This is a genomic window from Ramlibacter sp., assembly GCF_035548915.1.
Taxonomy (GTDB): Bacteria; Pseudomonadota; Gammaproteobacteria; order Burkholderiales; family Burkholderiaceae_C; genus Ramlibacter.
On record NZ_DASZSE010000018.1, the window covers coordinates 273,160 to 291,321 of the forward strand.

An 18,162-nucleotide genomic window follows, 5' to 3' on the forward strand; every position below is an offset into this window, starting at 1 on the left:
CCGTGTAGGACGGGCAAGACACTTCACCGCACGCCGCGCGGTTTTTTCTTCGCGCGCGGTGGCTACCTTGACCGGTGGTGGTCTTACCGGTGGTAGTAGTAGACCGTGCCCGGGGCCACGTACGCGTAGTTCGGGTAGGTGTAGCTGTACGAGTAGCTCGGGTACGAGTAAGTGCTGTAGCCGTAGGTGGGGTAGCCGTAGCCCACGGCGTATTCCGAGGCGCAGCCGGCCAGGCCGAGCCCCATGGCGCCGAAGACGAGCAGGGTCGCGATTCGCATGGCATTCTCCTTTGCGCCGCGCGAGGTCACGACATGTTGAAGAACGCGCGGCGGATGCCGGGTTGGACCCGCCCGCCGCGAGCGAGTGCCCCTTCGAGCGTTACGGGATATCGCTCAGTGGCGATTCGCCTTCAGCGCCGCGGCGTCAATGCCCACCCTTGTGGGCGCGCTTGCCGGGATTCTTCTTGGTCCGGGTGGCCACGCCGCGTGCGCGGCTCACTTTCTGTCCGTCGCCCTGGCGCGCGATGGTGTAGCCCTCGGGCGTCTTCGCTTTCGGCGAGCGCTTGCGATCGGCTTCGGTGACGATCTTGTTTCCCATGATGTGTGCTTTCCTTCGTGTTTCGTGTTTCGTGATGCGGACCGCGGATGGTAACGCTCATCGGCAGAACGCCGAGCCGGCCTGGACGGTGCAGGGGCCGTTGGGTCCGATGAGGATCGGCCCTTGGCGCGGCAGGCGGGCGCCTTCGCTCGTCCAGCAGCCGTTCGGGTCGCAGGACGTGATTGTCGCAGGCCGCTCGATGGGAAGGGGCGGGGGCAGGGGAACGTAGCCTTGCGGGGACCGCGAGGGCGGCGGGGACGGCGGAACTTCGATCACGGGAGCCGGCACTGCGATCGGCGGCTGCGCCCATCGATTGCCCCGCCGCGTCGGCTGGGACGCGCCCAGGCAGAGGCGCGCCGCGCTGTCGCGCAAAGCGGCGACATCGGCTGCATCGCCTGCGCGCGCGGCTTGCAGCTGCGCGATGGCCGCGCCGCATTCGGGCGACTTGAGCGGGTCCTGGGCGCGCGCCGCCCCTGAGGCGAGCACGAGCAGCAGGGCTGGCAGGGCTGGCAGGGCGATCCACCGCATCGAGAGCATCCCCGGTGGACTCTGCCCGCGGATGCACAGTTCAATCGCGCAGTTGTCCGACAGCGCGCTCGTGGACGCCGCGTGAATCTGCTCGCATGAGATCACGCAGCAAGACCAGCCCGAGCCGTGCGAAGACGGGCGATGCGCCGACCCGCTCGGCCGCCGCGGCCGTGGATCACGGCGAGAACAGCGCAAGCGAGATCATCGAAGCGCCCCTGAAGCCTGCGCGCAATCCGCTCACCGCGCATGAATTCGCGGACGGCGGAGGCAGCGGAGGGGCGGAGGCGTTTCGGCGGCGAAGGGGGAGCCGCTAGCGCGTGGGGCGGCCGTCACCCCGGCCCTCTCCCATGGGGGAAGAGAGCGATGCAGCCCGCGAGGCCGCGCGCGCCTGTACGATGGACGCGCCATGAAGATCGCCACCTTCAACGTGAACGGCATCAGGACGCGGCTGCCCCATCTGCTGGAATGGCTCGGCAGGGACGAGCCCGACGTCGTATGCCTGCAGGAGCTCAAAGCCGTCGACGAAGGATTTCCCGCGGCCGAGATCGAAGCCGCGGGCTATGGGGGCCTCTGGAAGGGCCAGCGTTCGTGGAACGGCGTGGCGATCCTCGCGCGCGGCACGCGGCCCGTCGAGATCCGCCGCGAGCTGCCGGGAGACCCGTCGGACGACCACAGCCGCTACATCGAAGCCGCCGTGGACGGCGTGCACGTCGCGTGCCTGTACCTGCCGAACGGCAATCCGCAGCCCGGCCCCAAGTTCGACTACAAGCTGAAGTGGTTCGAGCGGCTCATCGCGCATGCCGCCACGCTCGTCGGCAGCGCGCATCCGGTGGTGATGGCGGGCGACTACAACGTGGTGCCGACCGATTTCGATATCTACAACCCGAAGTCCTGGCGCAAGGACGCGCTGCTGCAGCCCGAAAGCCGCGCGTGCTGGCAGCGCCTCCTCGCGCAGGGCTGGACGGATGCGATCCGCAAGCTCCATCCCGAAGAGCCCGTCTACACCTTCTGGGACTACTTCCGCCAGCACTGGGAGAAAAACAGCGGCTTGCGCATCGATCACCTGCTGCTGAACCAGGCGCTCGCGCCTTCTCTCCGGGCGGCGGGCGTGGACAAGTGGGTGCGCGGGCTCGAGAAGGCGAGCGACCATGCGCCCACCTGGGTCGAGCTCGAGATACGTTCGAAGAAATAAGACGAAGGAGATGCCCGATGGCGCGACGCCCCTATGAGCTTCATTACTGGCCCGGCATCCAGGGCCGCGGCGAATTCGTGCGCCTCGCACTGGAGGCCGCGGGCGCCGAGTACATCGACGTGGCGCGCGGCGACAAGCGCGAGGGCCGGGGCATTGCCGCGATGATGGCCTACCTCGAAGGCGACGCGACCGCGAGGCCGCCTTTCGCGTGCCCGTTCCTCGTCGATGGCAAGACCGTCGTCGGCCAGACGGCCGCGATCCTGCAGTATCTCGGGCCGAAGCTGGGCCTCGTGCCGGCATCGGAGGCGGACCGCCTCTGGACGCACCAGGTGCAGCTCACGATCGCGGACTTCGTCGTGGAGGCGCACGACCTGCATCACCCTGTCGCGGCGGGCCTCTACTACGAGGACCAGAAGCCCGAGGCGCTACGGCGGGCGCGGGAGTTCCGGCGCGAACGCGTGCCGAAGTTCTTCCGATGGTTCGAACGGGTGCTCGAACGCAACCCGAAGAACCTGCGCGGCGCGTCGCCGCACGTCGTGGGCGCACGTCTGTCGTACGCCGATCTGTCGCTCTTCCAGGCGGTCGAAGGCACGCTGTACGCGCTGCCGAAGACGGCCCGGCGCGTGATGAAGAAGACACCGCGACTCGCCGCGCTGCGCGAAGCCGTCGCCGGCGACAAGCGGCTGGCCGCCTACCTCGCGAGCGACCGCCGCGTGCCCTTCAACGAGCAGGGCATCTTCCGCCACTACGCGGAGCTGGACGCGTAGCGCATCACGTTCTCGTGGAACCACGCGAGGCCCTGCTCCATGCGCCCCGCGGTGAGATGGCGATTCGCGCCGCTCGCGAGACCCCTCTGCGTCTGAACGGCGCAGTGGATGTCCTCCTTCTCGAAGACGCCGCGGTCGATGAGCTGCAATGTCTTTTCCCAGTGCGGCAGCCAGTCGGGCGTGCACTTGTCGCGTGGGATCAGCATGCGATGCGTCCAGCGCAGCGTCTCGGGACCGGTGGGGTAGAGCGTGATGAGGCTCAGGTAGTCCGGATGGAAGATCGTCACCGTGTTGGGAAAGATGAAGTGCGTGGGTGAAGCGAGCTTGCGCAACTCGGCGAGCGTGCCGGGCGGTGGCGCATCGGCCTGCGCGGCCCACTCCTGCGCCGCGCGGCGCGCGACGAGCGAAGCCGTGTGCGGCCCGAAGCGCAGGGCGGCGGTGATGCCGTCGCAGAAAAACGGGTAGATCGTGTCCCGGTGCAGCACCCGGATGTGATACGGCTCGAGGAAGGCATCGATGATGAGCTTCCAGTTCGCCGGGTACTCGGCTTCTATCGTGCGAAAGAGCTGAAGCCGGTCGATTTCGTAGAACGGCAGCTCGCCGTCGAGACCACCGAGCCAGCCGTCGAGCTCGAGCGTGCCGCCGGGCTCGGGAACCACCCAGACGAGGCCGTGGCGTTCCTCGCAGGGGAGCGCGACCAGGTCGCGCCCGCCCGGCTCGCAGCGGTCGAATGCGTCCGCATGCGGCATGTGCCGAAGTTCTCCGCTGAGTTTGTACGTCCAGCCGTGATAAGGGCACACGACACTGCCGAGCTCCCGCGCCGCCGGACCCGGCGCGACGAGACGCATGCCCCGGTGACGGCACACGTTCAGAAACGCGCGCACCGCGCCATCGCCGTCGCGCGCGATGAGAAGCGGCACGCCATAGGCGTCGTGTGCGAGCACGTGGCCCGCCGCGAGCTCGCTCGAATGCGCCGCGATGAGCGGCAGCGGCCGGAACAGCCCGCGGACCTCGGCGCGCCAGAGCTCCGGCGAGAAGTAGCGTTCCACCGGGATGTGCGATTCCACATCGCCCCAGCACGGCTCGCCGCGCGCGCATTGCTGCCGGATGCTCTCGAGCTGGGCGGCGGTCTGGTCGGGCAGGGGCATCGGCCGGTTCTACTCTGCTCGGCGATGGCGCGCTGTCACCTGCATCGCGGGCAGGCTAGGCAATTTCCCTAACCCCGCCTTCCGCATTTGCCTATCGGCATTCGGCGTCGCAATGGTTTCATCGGGTTACCAAACCCCAACGAGGTTCATCCATGAGCACACGGCCCCTCACGACTCACGAAGAAAGCGTCCCGCGCATCCTTGTCGTGGACGACATGCCCGACAACCTCTTCCTGATGAACGGGCTGCTCGAAGACCTGTACGAGGTGGTGCCGGCTTCTTCCGGCCGGGAGGCGCTGCAGGTGATCATGTCCGACGCCCCGCCGGACATGGTGCTGCTGGACATCATGATGCCCGACATGGACGGCTACGAGGTGCTGCGCCGCATCCGCCAGCACACCCCCACGGCGAACATCCCCGTCATTTTCGTGACGGCGCTCGCGTCGCAGCAGGAACGCAACCTCGGCCTCGAACTGGGCGCCATCGACTACCTCACCAAGCCGGTCGCGCCGGAGCAGGTGATCCGCCGCCTGGAAAAGCACGTGCGCGCGACGCGCGAGGCGCGCCGGCTGGAGGAGCTTTCCGAACGCATGTCCCGCTACCTCACGCCCGACGCGTGGCAGCGCCTCTTTCACGGCGCCGACCGCGCGACGATCCGCTTCGAGGAGCGCACCCTCACGGTCCTCTACGCCGAAACCACGTCGCTGCACGCCCAGGGCGAGCGCGAACGGGACGCCTTCACGGCCGAAGTGAACTGGCTCGTGACGCGCTACGGCGCCCAGATGGACCCGTTCGTCTTCGGCGGCGCGGTGGCCTTCTTCGACGACGCGCGCGCGTGCGTGCGCATGTCGATGGACCTGCAGCGCACCGCGACCGCGATGCGCCTGCGCGTGGGCGTGCACACGGGCGTGATGGTGATGGCCACTTTCGCCTGCGAAGGCAGGCGCTGCGTGACGCTGTTGGGTGCCGAGACCAACATGGCAGCGCGCGTCGCGGCCCAGGCCGCGAGCGGCAGCATCGTGATTTCCCCGCAGACCTATGCGCTCGTGCAGGACGACCTGCATGCCAATTCCACCGGCTGCCTGCTCACCGAGGAGTTCTTTCAGGACTCCGATCTCGCGCAGGCCTGCCTCACGCCCGCGCCGCTCGAAAGCAGCACGTTCGCCGGGCTCGGCCTCACCTGATCAGCCGCTGAAGCCGCCGTCCGCGAGGAAGCGTTCCTCGTCCGGCGTGCTCGCGCGCCCGAGGATCGCGTTGCGGTGGGGAAACCGCCCGAAGCGCGCGACGATGTCGCGGTGGTGTTGTGCGTAGCGGTGCGGCTCGCCGCCGATGCAGCGCGTGAGCTCGACGCAGCGCTCGAGGTCCGCGAGCGCTTCCGAATGCATGAGCGGCAGGTAGAAGAAGTTGCGCAGCTCGGGGTCCACTTCGGTGTCGTAGCCCGCGTCGATCGCGGCTCGGGCGACCTCGCGGGCTTTCGCATCGGTGGCGTACATGCGCGCCGTGCCGCGAAACGCGTTGCGCGGAAACTGGTCGAGCAGGATCACGAGTGCGAGCGCGCTGTCGGCATCGGCCAGCCAGCCGTCGAACTCCCCGCGCGCTGCCTGTTCGTGCGCCTTCAGGAAGCGCTCGCGCAATTGCGCGTCGAACGCCTCGTCCCGGCGGAACCAGCGCGAGGGGCCGGCGTCGCGCCAGAACGAGAGCACACCGGATGCCTCATCGGATGCCTGCATGGCGGCCATCATAGGGCGGCGCCGCGGCGAAGGGCACGCCTCACCCGGATGCGGCGCAACGAAAAAGGCGAAAGGCCGCGTGCGCGGCCTTTCGTGGCGGGCGTGGCCGTTCAGCGCTGACGCTGCTGGCCTTGCTGCTGCTCTTGCTGGCGCTGCTGGTCCTGCTGGTCTTGCTGACGCTGCTGGTCCTGCTGGCGCTGCTGCTCCTGGCCTTGCGGATTCTGCTGGCTTTGCTGGCCGCTCGAATTGCCGCTGCGCTGCGAGTCGCTCATGTTGCCGCCGCGCTGCTGGTCACTCTGGTTGCCGCTGCGCTGCTGGTCCTGCTGCTGCGTGCCGCCGGAGCTTCCGCCCGAGGCACTTCCGCCCTGGCGACCCGAGTCGCCTTCCTTCGAACGGTCCTGGTTCATGTCCTGCTGCGAGCGGTTCTGGTCCTGGTTCTGTGCCATTCAGTACTCCTTGATGATGGATACCTCTGTGCGGCCGGGAATGCGGCCACCTGCTCAATGTAGGTCCTCGCCTGGCGCGGCCGTGTCGGACAAGAGCGCGGGCACACGCATGTCGCGGCATTCAGCGGCATCCGCGAATGTCGATCGCTTCCCTGTCAAGCACCCCCTGTGCGCCTTTGCAACACCGAACGGGCGGCGGATATTCCTCGGCGTTGTCCCTGCTTGCGGTATTGCCGGTCGCGGCGGCATCATCCGAACCCTCATTAAGAAGAAAGGAACTCGACCATGCACTTCCGCCGCACCACCCTCATCGCCGCCGCCGTGTTCGGGCTTGCCGCGCTCGCCGGCTGCGAGACAGCGCCCACCGGCTCGCGCATGATGCTCACCGCCCAGCTGAGCGGCGCACAGGAAGTCCCACCCAAGACGACCGGCGGCAGCGGCACGGCCCAGGTCGAATACGACCGCGCGACCAACATGCTGCACTGGACAGTCACCTACAGCGGCCTCACCGGCCCCGCGACCGCGGCGCACATTCACGGACCGGCGGCAGCAGGTGCCAACGCGGGCGTCCTCGTGCCCTTCAAGGTAGGCCCGTCACCCATCACCGGGGAAGCCCCGATCACTCCGGCTCAGGCGGGCGACCTGCTCGCGGGCCTCTGGTACGTCAACGTGCATACGGCGGCGAACCCCGGCGGCGAAATCCGCGGGCAACTGTCCATCAAGCACTGAAAGCACGCGGAACTTTAGAATACGGGGCCGGGTCGAACCCGGCCCCTTGCCTTGGGCCGGGTGCCGCGTGCCGCGTGCCGTATGTGGCCCGGCCCTTTCCCCCGGGGCCGGGTCCAACCCCGGCCCTTGCCCATGAACGCTCCGCTCGACGTTTCCCTCTTCGCCCGCGCCGCCCGTCCGATCACCAGCTACCGCAAGTACTGGGCGCACCGGTTCGGCCCGGCGCCGTTCCTGCCGATGAGCCGCGCCGAGATGGAGGCGCTCGGCTGGGACAGCTGCGACATCGTCCTCGTCACGGGCGACGCCTACGTGGACCATCCGAGCTTCGGCATGGCCGTGATCGGGCGCGTGCTGGAAGCGCAGGGCTTTCGCGTGGGCATCATCGCCCAGCCGGACTGGACGAGCGCCGAGCCGTTCAGGGCGCTCGGCCGGCCCAATCTCTTCTGGGGCGTGACCGCGGGGAACATGGATTCCATGATCAACCGCTACACCGCCGACCGGAAACTGCGCAGCGACGACGCGTACACGCCCGGCGACGTGGCGGGCAAGCGCCCCGACCGCGCGGCGATCGTCTACAGCCAGCGCTGCCGCGAAGCGTTCAAGGACGTGCCGGTCGTGCTGGGCGGCATCGAAGGGAGTCTGCGGCGCATCGCGCACTACGACTACTGGTCCGACAAGGTGCGCCACAGCGTCGTGCTCGACGCCAAGTGCGACCTGCTCCTCTACGGCAACGCGGAACGCGCGATCGTCGAGATCGCCCATCGCCTCGCCGCGAAGGAACCGGTGGAGTCGATCACCGACGTGCGCGGCACGGCCTTCGTGCGGCGCGACGCGCCCGAGGGCTGGTTCGAGATCGATTCGACCGAAGTCGATCAGCCGGGGCGGGTGGAAGACCACGTCAATCCTTATCTCACCATTGCCGAACAGGCGAAGGAGCAGGGCGCGTCGTGCATGAAGGAAGAGGGCACGCAGCCCCTGACCTTCGTTCCGAAGGCGAAGCTGAAGGTCCCTCCGCGCGACCACACGGTGATCCGCCTGCCTTCGTACGAGCAGGTGAAGTCCGACTCCGTGCTCTACGCGCATGCGAACCGCGTGCTGCATCTCGAGACCAATCCCGGCAACGCGCGCTCGCTCGTGCAGGCGCATGCGCAACGCGACGTGTGGCTCACGCCGCCGCCCATTCCGCTCACGACCGCGGAGATGGACCACGTGTTCGGCCTGCCGTATGCGCGGGCGCCGCATCCCGCGTACGGCGACGCGAAGATTCCCGCGTGGGAAATGATCCGCTTTTCGGTGAACATCATGCGAGGCTGCTTCGGCGGGTGCACCTTCTGCTCGATCACCGAGCACGAGGGCCGCATCATCCAGAGCCGCAGTGAAGACTCGATCATCCGTGAAGTGGAAGAGATTCGCGACAAGGTGGCGGGCTTCACCGGCGTGATCTCCGATCTCGGCGGTCCCACGGCCAACATGTACCGCATCGGCTGCAAGTCGCCCGAAATCGAGGCGGCGTGCCGCAGGCCCAGCTGCGTGTACCCCGGCATCTGCAGCAATCTGAAGACCGATCATGGCCCGCTCGTGAAGCTCTATCGCCGCGCGCGGGCGTTGAAGGGCGTGAAGAAGATCCTGATCGGCTCGGGCCTGCGCTACGACCTGGCCGTGCAGTCGCCCGAATACGTGAAGGAACTCGTTCAGCATCACGTGGGCGGCTATCTGAAGATCGCGCCCGAACATACGGAAGCGGGGCCGCTCACGAAGATGATGAAGCCGGGCATCGGCAGCTACGACCGCTTCAAGGCGATGTTCGACAAGTATTCGAAGGAAGCGGGCAAGGAGCAGTACCTGATCCCGTACTTCATCGCCGCGCACCCCGGCACGAGCGACGAGGACATGATGAACCTCGCGCTCTGGCTGAAGCGAAACGGCTTTCGCGCCGATCAGGTGCAGACGTTCTATCCGAGCCCGATGGCCACGGCGACCGCCATGTACCACAGCGCGAAGAATCCCTTGCGCAAGATCGGCCGCGCGAGCGAAGCCGTCGACGTGGTGAAGGGCGAGCGCAGGCGTCGTCTGCACAAGGCCTTCCTGCGCTATCACGATCCCAACAACTGGCCCGCGCTGCGCGAAGCGCTGAAGCAGATGGGCCGCGCCGATTTGATCGGCAACGGCCGGCATCATCTCGTGCCGGCGTTCCAGCCCGCGATCGACGGTTCGTACGCGAGTCCGCGCCGCAAGAACTCCACGCCGCGCAAGGGCACGGTGCTCACGCAGCACACGGGGCTGCCGCCGCGCAAGTCACGTTGACATCGCAGTACCGTCGCGCACGCGCGCAGCATTGCAGCTTCGCGCCGACGCGCCGCCGAGGTACCGGCCTACACGAAGCGCTACAGTTCTTTACCTAATCTCGGTCTGCCGCCTGAACCATTGCGGCGTTGCAGAATGGGAAGGTGAACGAACTTGGAGATCGATACATGAGATTGAGCCTGAAGGCCGCCGCGGCGGCCGCCACCCTGCTGCTTGGCTCCACGGCCATGGCGCAGATCACGTTCTACGAAGGCGAGGGCTTCCACGGCCGTTCCGTGCGCACCGACCACGAAGTGCGCAACATGGAGCGCATCGGCTTCAACGATCGTGCGGCTTCCGCGGTGGTGGATCACGGCCGGTGGGAAGTCTGCGAACATGCGCGCTTCGAGGGCCGCTGTGCCGTCCTGCGCCGCGGCAGCTATCCGTCGCTGCGCTCGGTGGGCCTCGGCTGGCAGATTTCGTCGGTGCGTCCGGCCAACCCGCACCGCCACTACGACTTCGAGCCCGAGGCCGTCGTGGTGCCGGGGCCCGCGCCGCAGCCGCTTGCCGAATACCGCCGGGGACCCGGCGAGCGCGTGTACGACGTGCCCGTGATGTGGTCCCACGCCGTGATGGGGCCACCCAGCCAGCGCTGCTGGGTCGAGCGCCAGTCGGTGCCGGTCGGCAACTCCGGCGGCAACGCGGGCGGCGCGATCGCTGGCGCCTTGATCGGCGGCATCCTCGGCCACCAGGTCGGCGGCGGCAGCGGCCGTGACGCAGCGACCGCGGCCGGCGCCATCGCCGGTGCCGCGATCGGCGCGAATTCCGGCGGCGGCGGAACCGTCTACGGCACGCAGGACGTGCAGCGCTGCAGATCGACCGTGAGCGGTCCGCCCGCCTACTGGGACGTCGCGTACAGCTTCCGCGGTGTCGAACACCACGTGCAGATGAGCTCGCCGCCCGGTGCGACCATCACGGTGAACGAGCGCGGCGAACCGCGCATGTAAGGACGCACGCGAAGGCGCGGATGCGATGGTCCGCGCCCCGCGGGCGCGGACAGGATCGGCCGCGTCCGCAAGCGCGAGGCGATCAGCCGCGCAGCGTGTGCAGCGGGATGTCCCGCTCGCGCGCGAGCGCATCGAGCTCGTCGCAGGTTCGCGCGGCGAAGAAGGCGGCCACCGCATCGCGCGTGGCCGCTTCGTACATCCGGGTCCGCGAATCGGGGCCTGCCACTTCCGCCGCTTCGCACAGCGCCGCCGCGAAATGCGGCTCGAGCGCTGCGACCGCCACGCGGCCGTCCTTGCAGGCGTAGACGCGATAGCCCGCGTGCGCGCCGCCGACCGCGCCCTTCGGCTGCGTGAGACCCCACTCGCGCGGCTGCGCCAACCATCGCGCTGCTTCCGACAACGCGACTTCGATGTACACGCCGCGCGGATGCGGCTCGCCGTCGCCGCCGTACGGTTCGCGCCGGTGCATCGCGGCCTGCAGCACCGCCTCGCTCGCAAGCAGCGATCCTCCCATGTCCGCGAAGAGCGTGGCCGGCAGCTCGTTGCCCGTCACGAGACCGTTGGCCGCGAGGTAGGTGAGGTCGTGCCCGGGTTCCTCGGCGGCGTCGCCGTGCGCGCCGACGATCGCCACCTGGCTCAGGGCCGGATGGCGCGCGTGCACGGCGTGCCAGTCCAGTCCCAGTTTCGCGAGACCCGAAGGGCGAAAGGACGTGAGCAGCACATCGGCGCGTTCCAGCTCGCGATGCACGAGCTTGCGTCCCGCCTCGGTTCGCAGGTCCGCCTGCAGCACCTTCACGCCTTCATGCAGTTCGTCGTAAGCCGGCTTCATGTAGCGCGCGAGCGGATCGCCCTCGGGCGGCTCCACCTTCACGCAGTGCGCGCCCATGCGACGGCAGCGCAGGAGGGCGGCGGGTCCGGGCACGTTCAGGGCCAGGCTCACGATGCGGATGCCGTCGAGGACTCGGAGCATGCGGTGAAGCCTAGCAGAGAAGCGGCGCGGGCACCGGGGGCCGGAAGGCGGGTCCGGCGGGTCCCGCCGGTCGTTCAGAGCGGCAGCCCCACGTAGTTCTCCGCGAGCGCCGTCGAAGCCGCGCGCGAGTTCACGAGGTAGTCGAGCTCCGCTTCCTGCACGCGCTGCCCGAACCCTTGCGTGTCGTCGAAGCGGTGCATCAGGTTCGTGAGCCACCACGAGAAGCGCTCGGCTTTCCACACCCGCTTCAGGCAGCGCTGCGAGTAGCGGTCGATGCCTTCGCTCGTCTTTGCGACGAAGTAGTCGGTCAGCGCGCTCGCGAGGTACTTCACGTCGGTGGCCGCGAGGTTCAAGCCCTTCGCGCCCGTGGGCGGCACGATGTGCGCGGCGTCGCCCGCGAGGAACAGGCGGCCGAAGCGCATCGGCTCCGCGACGAAACTGCGCAGCGGCGCGATGCTCTTTTCGATGCTCGGCCCGGTGGTGATCCGCTCGGCCAGCTCCGGGTCCACGCGGCGCTTCAGCTCTTCCCAGAACCGCTCGTCGCTCCAGTCTTCCACTTTGTCCTCGAGCGGGCACTGCACGTAGTAGCGGCTGCGCGCGAGGCTTCTCATCGAGCACAGCGAAAAGCCGCGCTCGCTGTTGCCGTACACGATGGCATGGGGCGACACCGGCGGCACGTCGGCGAGCACGCCGAGCCAGCCGAAGGGATAGATGCGCTCGAACTCCGTGATGCGATCCTTCACCGTCTGGCGGCTTACGCCGTGGAAACCATCGCAGCCGGCGATGAAGTCGCACGCGAGCTCCTGGGTGCGGCCGCCATGCGTGAACGTGAGCGTGGGACGATCGCCGTCGAAGCCGTGCGGCCTCACGTCGAGGGCTTCGTAGAGGGTCGCAAGCCCCGCGGCCGCGCGCGCATCCATCAGGTCGCGCGTGAGTTCGGTCTGGCCATACGCGGTGACCACCTTGCCGCCCGTGAGGGTGTCGATGTCGATCGGATGGCGGCTTCCCGCGAAGACGAGCTCGATCGCGTGGTGCACGATGCCTTCACGCTCGACACGGTGCCCGACGCCCGCTTCGTGCAGCAGGTCCACCGTGACTTGTTCGAGGATGCCCGCGCGAATGCGCCCGAGCACGTACTCGCCCGTGTGGCGTTCGAGGATGATGTTGTCGATGCCGGCCTTGTGCAGAAGCTGGCCGAGCAGCAGGCCCGCGGGGCCGGCGCCGATGATGGCGACCTGGGTGCGCATGAGGTGAGTCTCCTTGCGCTTGAAGCTTAGGCTTCGCCCGCGGCGCTGTCTGCCGCTGGTAGGCGGTTTGTGTGCGATCATTGCGCGGGCTGCGCGATGATCGCGCACGCCGGATGACCCTCGCGGCCCCCGGTCCGCTTCATGATTGCGAAAGCCGACTACATCGAAGGCATGGCCAAGGGCCTTGCGGTGCTCGAAAGCTTCGACACCGAGCGCCAGCGGCTGAACGCCACGCTCGCGTCGCAGCGCGCGGGCACCACGCGCGCGGCCGCGCGGCGGCACCTCCTCACGCTGGCCCACCTCGGCTATCTGGAAACCGACGGCAGCTGGTTCTGGCTCGCGCCGAAGGTGCTGCGCTTTTCGGGGAGCTACCTCGCATCGGCTCGCCTGCCGCGCGTGGTTCAGCCCACGTTGAATCGCCTCGCGGCGCAGACCGGCGAATCGTTTTCAGCGGTGGTGCTCGACGGCGACCAGGTCGTGATCGTCGCGCGCAGCGGCAGCGGCCGGCTGCTCGCGTACGGGCTGCACCTCGGCGCGCGTTTGCCCGCCCACGCGACCTCGACCGGCCGGGTGCTCCTCGCGGCAAAATCCAAGGCGCAGTTCAACGCCTGGCTCAAAGGTCGCGAACTGCCGCGGCTCACCGCGCACACGACCGTCGAGCCGAAACGATTTCGCGCCGTCATCGAAGAGGTGCGGGCGAAGGACTGGTGCGTCGCGAGCGAAGAGCATGAGCTGGGCGTGCATGCCCTCGCGGTGCCCTTGCGCAACATGCAAGGGCGCACGGTGGCGGCGATCAACGTCGTTGCCGCGCCCGGCAAGCTCGAGGTTCGCGCGATGGAAAAGGGGCTGCTGCCGCTGCTGCTGGAAGCGGCGCGCGAGGTGCGGGCGCTGCTTTGATGCCGCCGCGTCCAGCCGGATTTCGAATTAACAAACAACCAGATATTCGTTGGCGTTTCATGGCGCTGTCTCGACAATGTCCGATTTCGACACGGCGCCCCGGAACCCGCGGGGGCCGTGCATCCAAGGACATCATGATCACCTTCGCAAGAATCGTCGCGGCGGCGTTCGCCCTCACCACGGGCGGCATCGCCTGCGCACAGCAGCAGTCGCTTCTCAACGTCTCCTACGACGTCGCGCGCGAGTTCTACAAGGACGTCAACGCCGCCTTCGTCCCCTGGTACAAGAAGACGGCCGACCGCGATGTGAAAATCGAACAGTCGCACGGCGGCTCCAGCGCGCAGGCCCGCGCCGTGGCCGACGGCCTCGAGGCCGACGTCGTCACGATGAACACCACGACCGACATCGAGTTCCTCGCCGACAAGGGGCTCGTGGCGAAGGACTGGCAAAAGCGCTTCCCCGACGACGCGTCGCCCACCACGTCGACGATGCTCTTTCTGGTTCGCAACGGCAATCCGAAGGGCATCAAGGACTGGGACGATCTGATCCGCCCCGGCGTGCAGGTCGTGGTCGTGAACCCGAAGACGGGCGGCAACGGCCGCTACACCTACCTGTCGGCGTGGGGCTACATGAAGAAGAAGGGCGCGAGCGACGCCCAGGCCGCCGAATTCGTGGGCAAGCTGTTCAGGAACGTTCCCGTGCTCGCGCGCGGCGGCCGCGACGCGACCACGGCCTTCCTGCAACGCAACATCGGCGACGTGCTGGTGACCTTCGAATCCGAAGTGGAATCCGTGAACCAGGAGTTCGGCGCGCAGAAGGTCGACGTGGTGTATCCCTCGATCAGCATCGTCGCCGAGAACCCGGTGGCTGTCGTCGAGCGCACGGTCGCGAAGAAGGGAACGGCGGACCTCGCGAAGGCTTACCTGAACTTCCTCTACGGCGAGGAAGCGCAGGAGATCGCGGCGAAGCACCACATCCGCCCGCGCAACCCCGCCGTGCTCAGGAAGTATTCGGCAACGTTCAAGCCGCTGCGGCTCTTCACGGTGCAGGAACTGTTCGGCTCGCTGTCGCAGGCGCAGAAGATCCACTTCAACGACGGCGGCGAGTTCGACCGGCTCTACACCGTCAAGTAGAAGGCCATGAGCTCCGCGAACATCGCGGCGCCGCTTCCTGGCGCGGCGGCCGCTCCTCGAGGCGGCAACACGAGGGTCTTGCCCGGCTTCGGCCTCACGCTCGGCTACACGCTGTTCTACCTGTGCCTCATCGTGCTGGTGCCGCTCGCGGCGCTGGTGCTGAAGACTTTCACGCTCACCGCGGACCAGTTCTGGGCGGCGGTGAGCTCCCCGCGCGTCGTGGCGTCGTACCGGCTCACGTTCGGTGCTTCGTTCGCCGCCGCGTGCGTGAACGTCGTGTTCGGCCTGCTCGTGGCGTGGGTGCTCGTGCGCTACAGGTTCGCGGGCAAGCGCATCGTCGACGCGCTGGTGGACCTGCCGTTCGCGCTGCCGACGGCCGTGGCCGGCATCTCGCTCACGGCGCTCCTCGCGGGCAACGGCTGGATCGGCCAGTACCTCGAGCCGATGGGCATCAAGCTCGCCTTCACCCCGAACGGCGTGGTGATCGCCCTCATCTTCATCGGGCTGCCGTTCGTGGTGCGCACCGTGCAGCCGGTGCTGGAGGAGTCGGAGCTGGAGCTGGAGGAGGCCGCCCTGTGCCTGGGCGCCACGCGGCTGCAGACTTTCACGAGAGTGATCCTGCCTTCGATCGCGCCTGCGCTTCTCACCGGCTTCGCGATGGCGTTCGCCCGGGCGATCGGCGAATACGGTTCGGTGATCTTCATCGCGGGCAACATGCCCATGGTCTCGGAGATCACGCCGCTCGTGATCGTCGGCAAGCTGGAACAGTACGACTACGCGGGCGCCACCGCGGTGGCCGTCGTGATGCTCGCGTTCTCTTTCGTGCTGCTGCTCGCGATCAACGGGCTGCAGGGGTGGCAGACACGGCGCGCGGGGGCGATCTAGATGACGGACCTCACGAGAAAACGCATCGCGACCGCCGAATCGCCCGGGGTGCGCCGCGCGCTCATCGCGCTGGCGCTGCTCTTCCTGTTCTTCTTTCTCGTGCTGCCGCTGGCCGCGGTGTTCACGCAGGCGCTGAGCAAGGGGCTCGATGCGTACTTCGACGCGCTGAAGGAGCCCGACGCGTGGTCGGCGATCCGGCTCACGCTCCTTACCGCGGCGATCGCGGTGCCGCTGAACCTCGTCTTCGGCATCGCGGCCGCGTGGGCGATCGCCAAGCACGACTTCCGCGGCAAGGCGCTTCTCACCACGCTCATCGATCTGCCGTTTTCGGTGTCGCCCGTCGTGGCCGGTCTCATCTATGTCCTCGTCTTCGGCGCCCAGGGCTGGTTCGGGCCGTGGCTCGCGGCGCACTACATCAGGATCGTCTTCGCCGTGCCGGGCATCGTGCTCGCGACGGTCTTCGTCACCTTCCCCTTCATCGCGCGCGAGCTGATCCCGCTCATGCAGGCCCAGGGGACCGAGGAAGAGGAGGCGGCGATCGTGCTGGGCGCGACAGGCTGGCAGACGTTCCGGCACGTGACGCTGCCCAACATCAAGTGGGGCCTCATCTACGGCGTGATCCTGTGCAACGCGCGTGCGATGGGCGAGTTCGGCGCCGTGTCGGTGGTGTCGGGGCACATCCGCGGGCAGACGAACACGATGCCGCTGCACGTGGAAATTCTCTACAACGAGTATCAGTCGGTGGCGGCGTTCTCGGTCGCGTCGCTGCTCGCGCTGCTCGCGCTCGCGACGCTCGCGATCAAGTCCGCCGCGCAGTGGCGGCAGGAGCTGGACGAAACGACATGAGCATCGAAATCAGAAACGTCGGCAAGCGCTTCGGCGAATTCCACGCCCTGCGCGACGTGTCGCTCGACATCGACCCCGGCGAACTCGTCGCGCTGCTCGGGCCTTCGGGCTGCGGCAAGACGACGCTGCTGCGCATCATCGCCGGCCTCGAGACCGCCGACACCGGCAGCATCTTCTTCTCGGGCGAGGACACGACCGGCGTGCACGTGCGCGAGCGGCAGGTCGGGTTCGTCTTCCAGCACTACGCGCTCTTCCGGCACATGACCGTGTTCGAGAATGTCGCCTTCGGCCTGCGCGTGAAGCCGCGCGCGCAGCGGCCCCGCGAAAGCGAGATCCGCACGAAGGTGCACGAGCTGCTGCGGCTCGTGCAGCTCGACTGGCTCGCCGAGCGCTTTCCGTCCCAGCTGTCGGGCGGCCAGCGGCAACGCATCGCCCTGGCTCGCGCGCTCGCGGTCGAGCCCAAGGTCCTTCTGCTGGACGAACCGTTCGGCGCGCTCGACGCCAAGGTCCGCAAGGAGCTGCGCCGGTGGCTGCGGCGGCTGCACGACGAGCTGAACGTCACGAGCATCTTCGTCACGCACGACCAGGAGGAGGCGCTCGAAGTCGCGGATCGCGTGGTGCTGATGAATGCCGGGCGCGTCGAGCAGGTGGGCTCGCCGCAGGACGTGTGGGACCATCCGGTGAGCCCCTTCGTCTACGGCTTCCTCGGCGACGTGAACCTCTTTCACGGACGCGCGCACGAAGGCGAGGTGCTCCTCGACGGCCTGCAGCTGCCGTCGCCCGAGCACGCCTTCGCCAACAACGCGAAGGCCTGCGCGTACGTGCGGCCGCACGACCTCGAAGTCGAGCGCTATTCGCCGGGCGCGGGCGTCGACTCGGCGGGGCGGCCGCGCGGCATCGTCGTGCAGCTAGCGCGCGCGATCGTCGTCGGCCCGATCGCGCGGCTGGAACTTATTGCCGCGGACGACACCCCAACCCCCGCGAAGTCAGCCGGCCTTGCGCCCTCGGACGCCGTGATCGAGGCGCAGATTCCGGCGCAGCAGTTCCGGGACATGGGGCTGCGCGAGGGCGAGACGCTGGTCGTGACGCCCCGGCGCGCACGCGTGTTCGTGGAAAATGGGTAGGGTGCGACGAGGTCGCGAATGGGAAACGCACAGCCATGATTCAGTACTGGTTCGCGAGCGCGCCGCGGCGCGTTCTCGCAACGTTGGCCGCGGTGAGCGTCGCGCTGCTCGCGTATGGAGCGTACCTGCAGCACGTGGTCGGGCTCGAGCCGTGCCCGATGTGTATCGTGCAGCGCTACGCGCTCATCCTGGTGGCGATTTCGGCGGCGCTGGGCGCCGCGTTCGGTGGGCGCGGCGTGCTTGCCACGGCATCGGGCGGGGTGCTGGTGTTTTCGGGTTTCGGTGCGTTCGTGGCCGCGCGTCAGAGCTGGCTGCAGTGGCATCCGCCGGAATTCGCCTCGTGCGGGCGCGATTTCTACGGGATGATCGAGAACTTTCCCCTGAGCCGGGCAGTCCCGATGATCTTTCGCGGAAGCGGGGATTGCGTGAAAGTCGACTGGACCTTTCTCGGGCTGTCGATCGCGAACTGGTCGTTCCTCTGGTTCTGCGCGATCGGGCTCGCGGCCCTCTTGCTGCTGGCGCGGCGGTGGATGGCCCTTCGGCCGGCGCATCCTGCGAGGACATTGCCCGCCTCCGTGCCTCGGAGCAGAGAGTTGGGGTGAGACGCCGCGGCGCCGCGGGCGGCCGCTGATC

General features: G+C 68.1%; 21 protein-coding genes. 13 read left to right on the forward strand and 8 right to left on the reverse strand.

Going from position 1 to position 18,162, the window contains the following annotated elements; genetic code table 11:
- Positions 1-83 precede the first annotated feature (83 nt).
- The 3 genes from VHA82_RS05395 to VHA82_RS05405 form a co-directional block, all read right to left on the reverse strand.
- Complete coding sequence (locus VHA82_RS05395) at positions 84-278, reverse strand: hypothetical protein (RefSeq protein ID WP_325540990.1); 195 nt, start codon at positions 276-278, stop codon at positions 84-86.
- A gap of 145 nt (positions 279-423) precedes the next feature.
- Complete coding sequence (locus VHA82_RS05400; RefSeq protein WP_325540992.1) at positions 424-597, reverse strand: hypothetical protein; 174 nt, start codon at positions 595-597, stop codon at positions 424-426.
- 57 nt (positions 598-654) lie between these two features.
- On the reverse strand, positions 655-1,125 hold the full coding sequence (locus tag VHA82_RS05405) for a hypothetical protein (RefSeq protein WP_325540994.1): 471 nt from the start codon (positions 1,123-1,125) through the stop codon (positions 655-657).
- 95 nt (positions 1,126-1,220) lie between these two features.
- On the opposite strand from VHA82_RS05405, the gene VHA82_RS05410 reads away from it, so the two are divergent.
- From VHA82_RS05410 to VHA82_RS05420, 3 genes are all read left to right on the forward strand, one after another.
- A complete protein-coding gene (locus VHA82_RS05410) occupies positions 1,221-1,439 on the forward strand; it encodes a hypothetical protein (protein WP_325540995.1) in 219 nt (72 codons plus the stop codon).
- A 92-nt stretch (positions 1,440-1,531) separates the two neighbouring features.
- The gene (gene xth / locus VHA82_RS05415; protein ID WP_325540996.1) at positions 1,532-2,317 is read left to right on the forward strand and encodes an exodeoxyribonuclease III; all 786 of its coding nucleotides are present in this window, start codon (positions 1,532-1,534) and stop codon (positions 2,315-2,317) included.
- A gap of 17 nt (positions 2,318-2,334) precedes the next feature.
- Positions 2,335-3,084, forward strand: a complete 750-nt coding sequence (locus VHA82_RS05420) for a glutathione S-transferase (RefSeq protein ID WP_325540998.1) — start codon at positions 2,335-2,337, stop codon at positions 3,082-3,084.
- Here VHA82_RS05420 and VHA82_RS05425 read toward each other — a convergent pair.
- Positions 3,063-4,232 carry an aromatic ring-hydroxylating oxygenase subunit alpha gene (locus VHA82_RS05425; RefSeq protein ID WP_325541000.1) on the reverse strand — a complete coding sequence of 390 codons (1,170 nt, stop codon included), beginning with the start codon at positions 4,230-4,232 and terminating at the stop codon, positions 3,063-3,065. The genes VHA82_RS05420 and VHA82_RS05425 overlap by 22 nt on opposite strands.
- 152 nt (positions 4,233-4,384) lie before the next feature.
- Between VHA82_RS05425 and VHA82_RS05430 the strand changes: the two genes are divergently transcribed.
- Positions 4,385-5,416 carry a response regulator gene (locus VHA82_RS05430; RefSeq protein ID WP_325541002.1) on the forward strand — a complete coding sequence of 344 codons (1,032 nt, stop codon included), beginning with the start codon at positions 4,385-4,387 and terminating at the stop codon, positions 5,414-5,416.
- Here the strand turns inward: VHA82_RS05430 and VHA82_RS05435 are convergent, their stop codons facing one another.
- Entirely contained in the window at positions 5,417-5,971 is a 555-nt protein-coding gene (locus VHA82_RS05435; protein WP_414708628.1) for a DUF924 family protein, read from the reverse strand.
- A 101-nt stretch (positions 5,972-6,072) separates the two neighbouring features.
- The gene (locus VHA82_RS05440; protein WP_325541006.1) at positions 6,073-6,408 is read right to left on the reverse strand and encodes a hypothetical protein; all 336 of its coding nucleotides are present in this window, start codon (positions 6,406-6,408) and stop codon (positions 6,073-6,075) included.
- 285 nt (positions 6,409-6,693) lie between these two features.
- Here VHA82_RS05440 and VHA82_RS05445 point away from each other — a divergent pair, with 285 nt between their 5' ends.
- The 3 genes from VHA82_RS05445 to VHA82_RS05455 all read left to right on the forward strand — a co-directional run bounded on the left by VHA82_RS05445 (position 6,694) and on the right by VHA82_RS05455 (position 10,427).
- Positions 6,694-7,137 carry a CHRD domain-containing protein gene (locus VHA82_RS05445; protein ID WP_325541008.1) on the forward strand — a complete coding sequence of 148 codons (444 nt, stop codon included), beginning with the start codon at positions 6,694-6,696 and terminating at the stop codon, positions 7,135-7,137.
- Between the two features lie 132 nt (positions 7,138-7,269).
- Positions 7,270-9,441, forward strand: coding sequence for a YgiQ family radical SAM protein (locus tag VHA82_RS05450; RefSeq protein ID WP_325541010.1), 2,172 nt, complete (start codon positions 7,270-7,272; stop codon positions 9,439-9,441).
- Positions 9,442-9,608: 167 nt separating this feature from the next.
- A complete protein-coding gene (locus VHA82_RS05455) occupies positions 9,609-10,427 on the forward strand; it encodes a beta/gamma crystallin family protein (RefSeq protein ID WP_325541012.1) in 819 nt (272 codons plus the stop codon).
- 82 nt (positions 10,428-10,509) lie between these two features.
- On the opposite strand, the gene VHA82_RS05460 is transcribed toward VHA82_RS05455, so the two are convergent.
- Together VHA82_RS05460 and pobA are read right to left on the reverse strand one after the other, a co-directional pair.
- Positions 10,510-11,397 (reverse strand): CoA transferase, encoded by an 888-nt coding sequence (locus tag VHA82_RS05460; protein WP_325541014.1) that lies wholly within the window; start codon positions 11,395-11,397, stop codon positions 10,510-10,512.
- A gap of 74 nt (positions 11,398-11,471) precedes the next feature.
- Positions 11,472-12,644: a 4-hydroxybenzoate 3-monooxygenase gene (gene pobA / locus VHA82_RS05465; RefSeq protein WP_325541016.1), complete on the reverse strand. Its 1,173-nt coding sequence runs from the start codon at positions 12,642-12,644 to the stop codon at positions 11,472-11,474.
- Positions 12,645-12,785: 141 nt separating this feature from the next.
- Between pobA and VHA82_RS05470 the strand changes: the two genes are divergently transcribed.
- The 6 genes from VHA82_RS05470 to VHA82_RS05495 all read left to right on the forward strand — a co-directional run bounded on the left by VHA82_RS05470 (position 12,786) and on the right by VHA82_RS05495 (position 18,131).
- Positions 12,786-13,541 carry an IclR family transcriptional regulator domain-containing protein gene (locus VHA82_RS05470; RefSeq protein WP_325541018.1) on the forward strand — a complete coding sequence of 252 codons (756 nt, stop codon included), beginning with the start codon at positions 12,786-12,788 and terminating at the stop codon, positions 13,539-13,541.
- A gap of 134 nt (positions 13,542-13,675) precedes the next feature.
- Positions 13,676-14,674, forward strand: a complete 999-nt coding sequence (locus VHA82_RS05475) for a sulfate ABC transporter substrate-binding protein (RefSeq protein ID WP_325541020.1) — start codon at positions 13,676-13,678, stop codon at positions 14,672-14,674.
- Positions 14,675-14,680: 6 nt separating this feature from the next.
- Positions 14,681-15,559 (forward strand): sulfate ABC transporter permease subunit CysT, encoded by an 879-nt coding sequence (gene cysT / locus VHA82_RS05480; RefSeq protein WP_325541022.1) that lies wholly within the window; start codon positions 14,681-14,683, stop codon positions 15,557-15,559.
- Positions 15,560-16,405 (forward strand): sulfate ABC transporter permease subunit CysW, encoded by an 846-nt coding sequence (cysW, locus tag VHA82_RS05485; RefSeq protein WP_325541023.1) that lies wholly within the window; start codon positions 15,560-15,562, stop codon positions 16,403-16,405.
- Positions 16,402-17,529, forward strand: a complete 1,128-nt coding sequence (locus VHA82_RS05490) for a sulfate ABC transporter ATP-binding protein (RefSeq protein ID WP_325541025.1) — start codon at positions 16,402-16,404, stop codon at positions 17,527-17,529. Before cysW ends, VHA82_RS05490 begins: the two co-directional genes overlap by 4 nt.
- Before the next feature lie 35 nt (positions 17,530-17,564).
- Positions 17,565-18,131: a disulfide bond formation protein B gene (locus tag VHA82_RS05495; RefSeq protein WP_325541026.1), complete on the forward strand. Its 567-nt coding sequence runs from the start codon at positions 17,565-17,567 to the stop codon at positions 18,129-18,131.
- Positions 18,132-18,162: the final 31 nt, after the last annotated feature.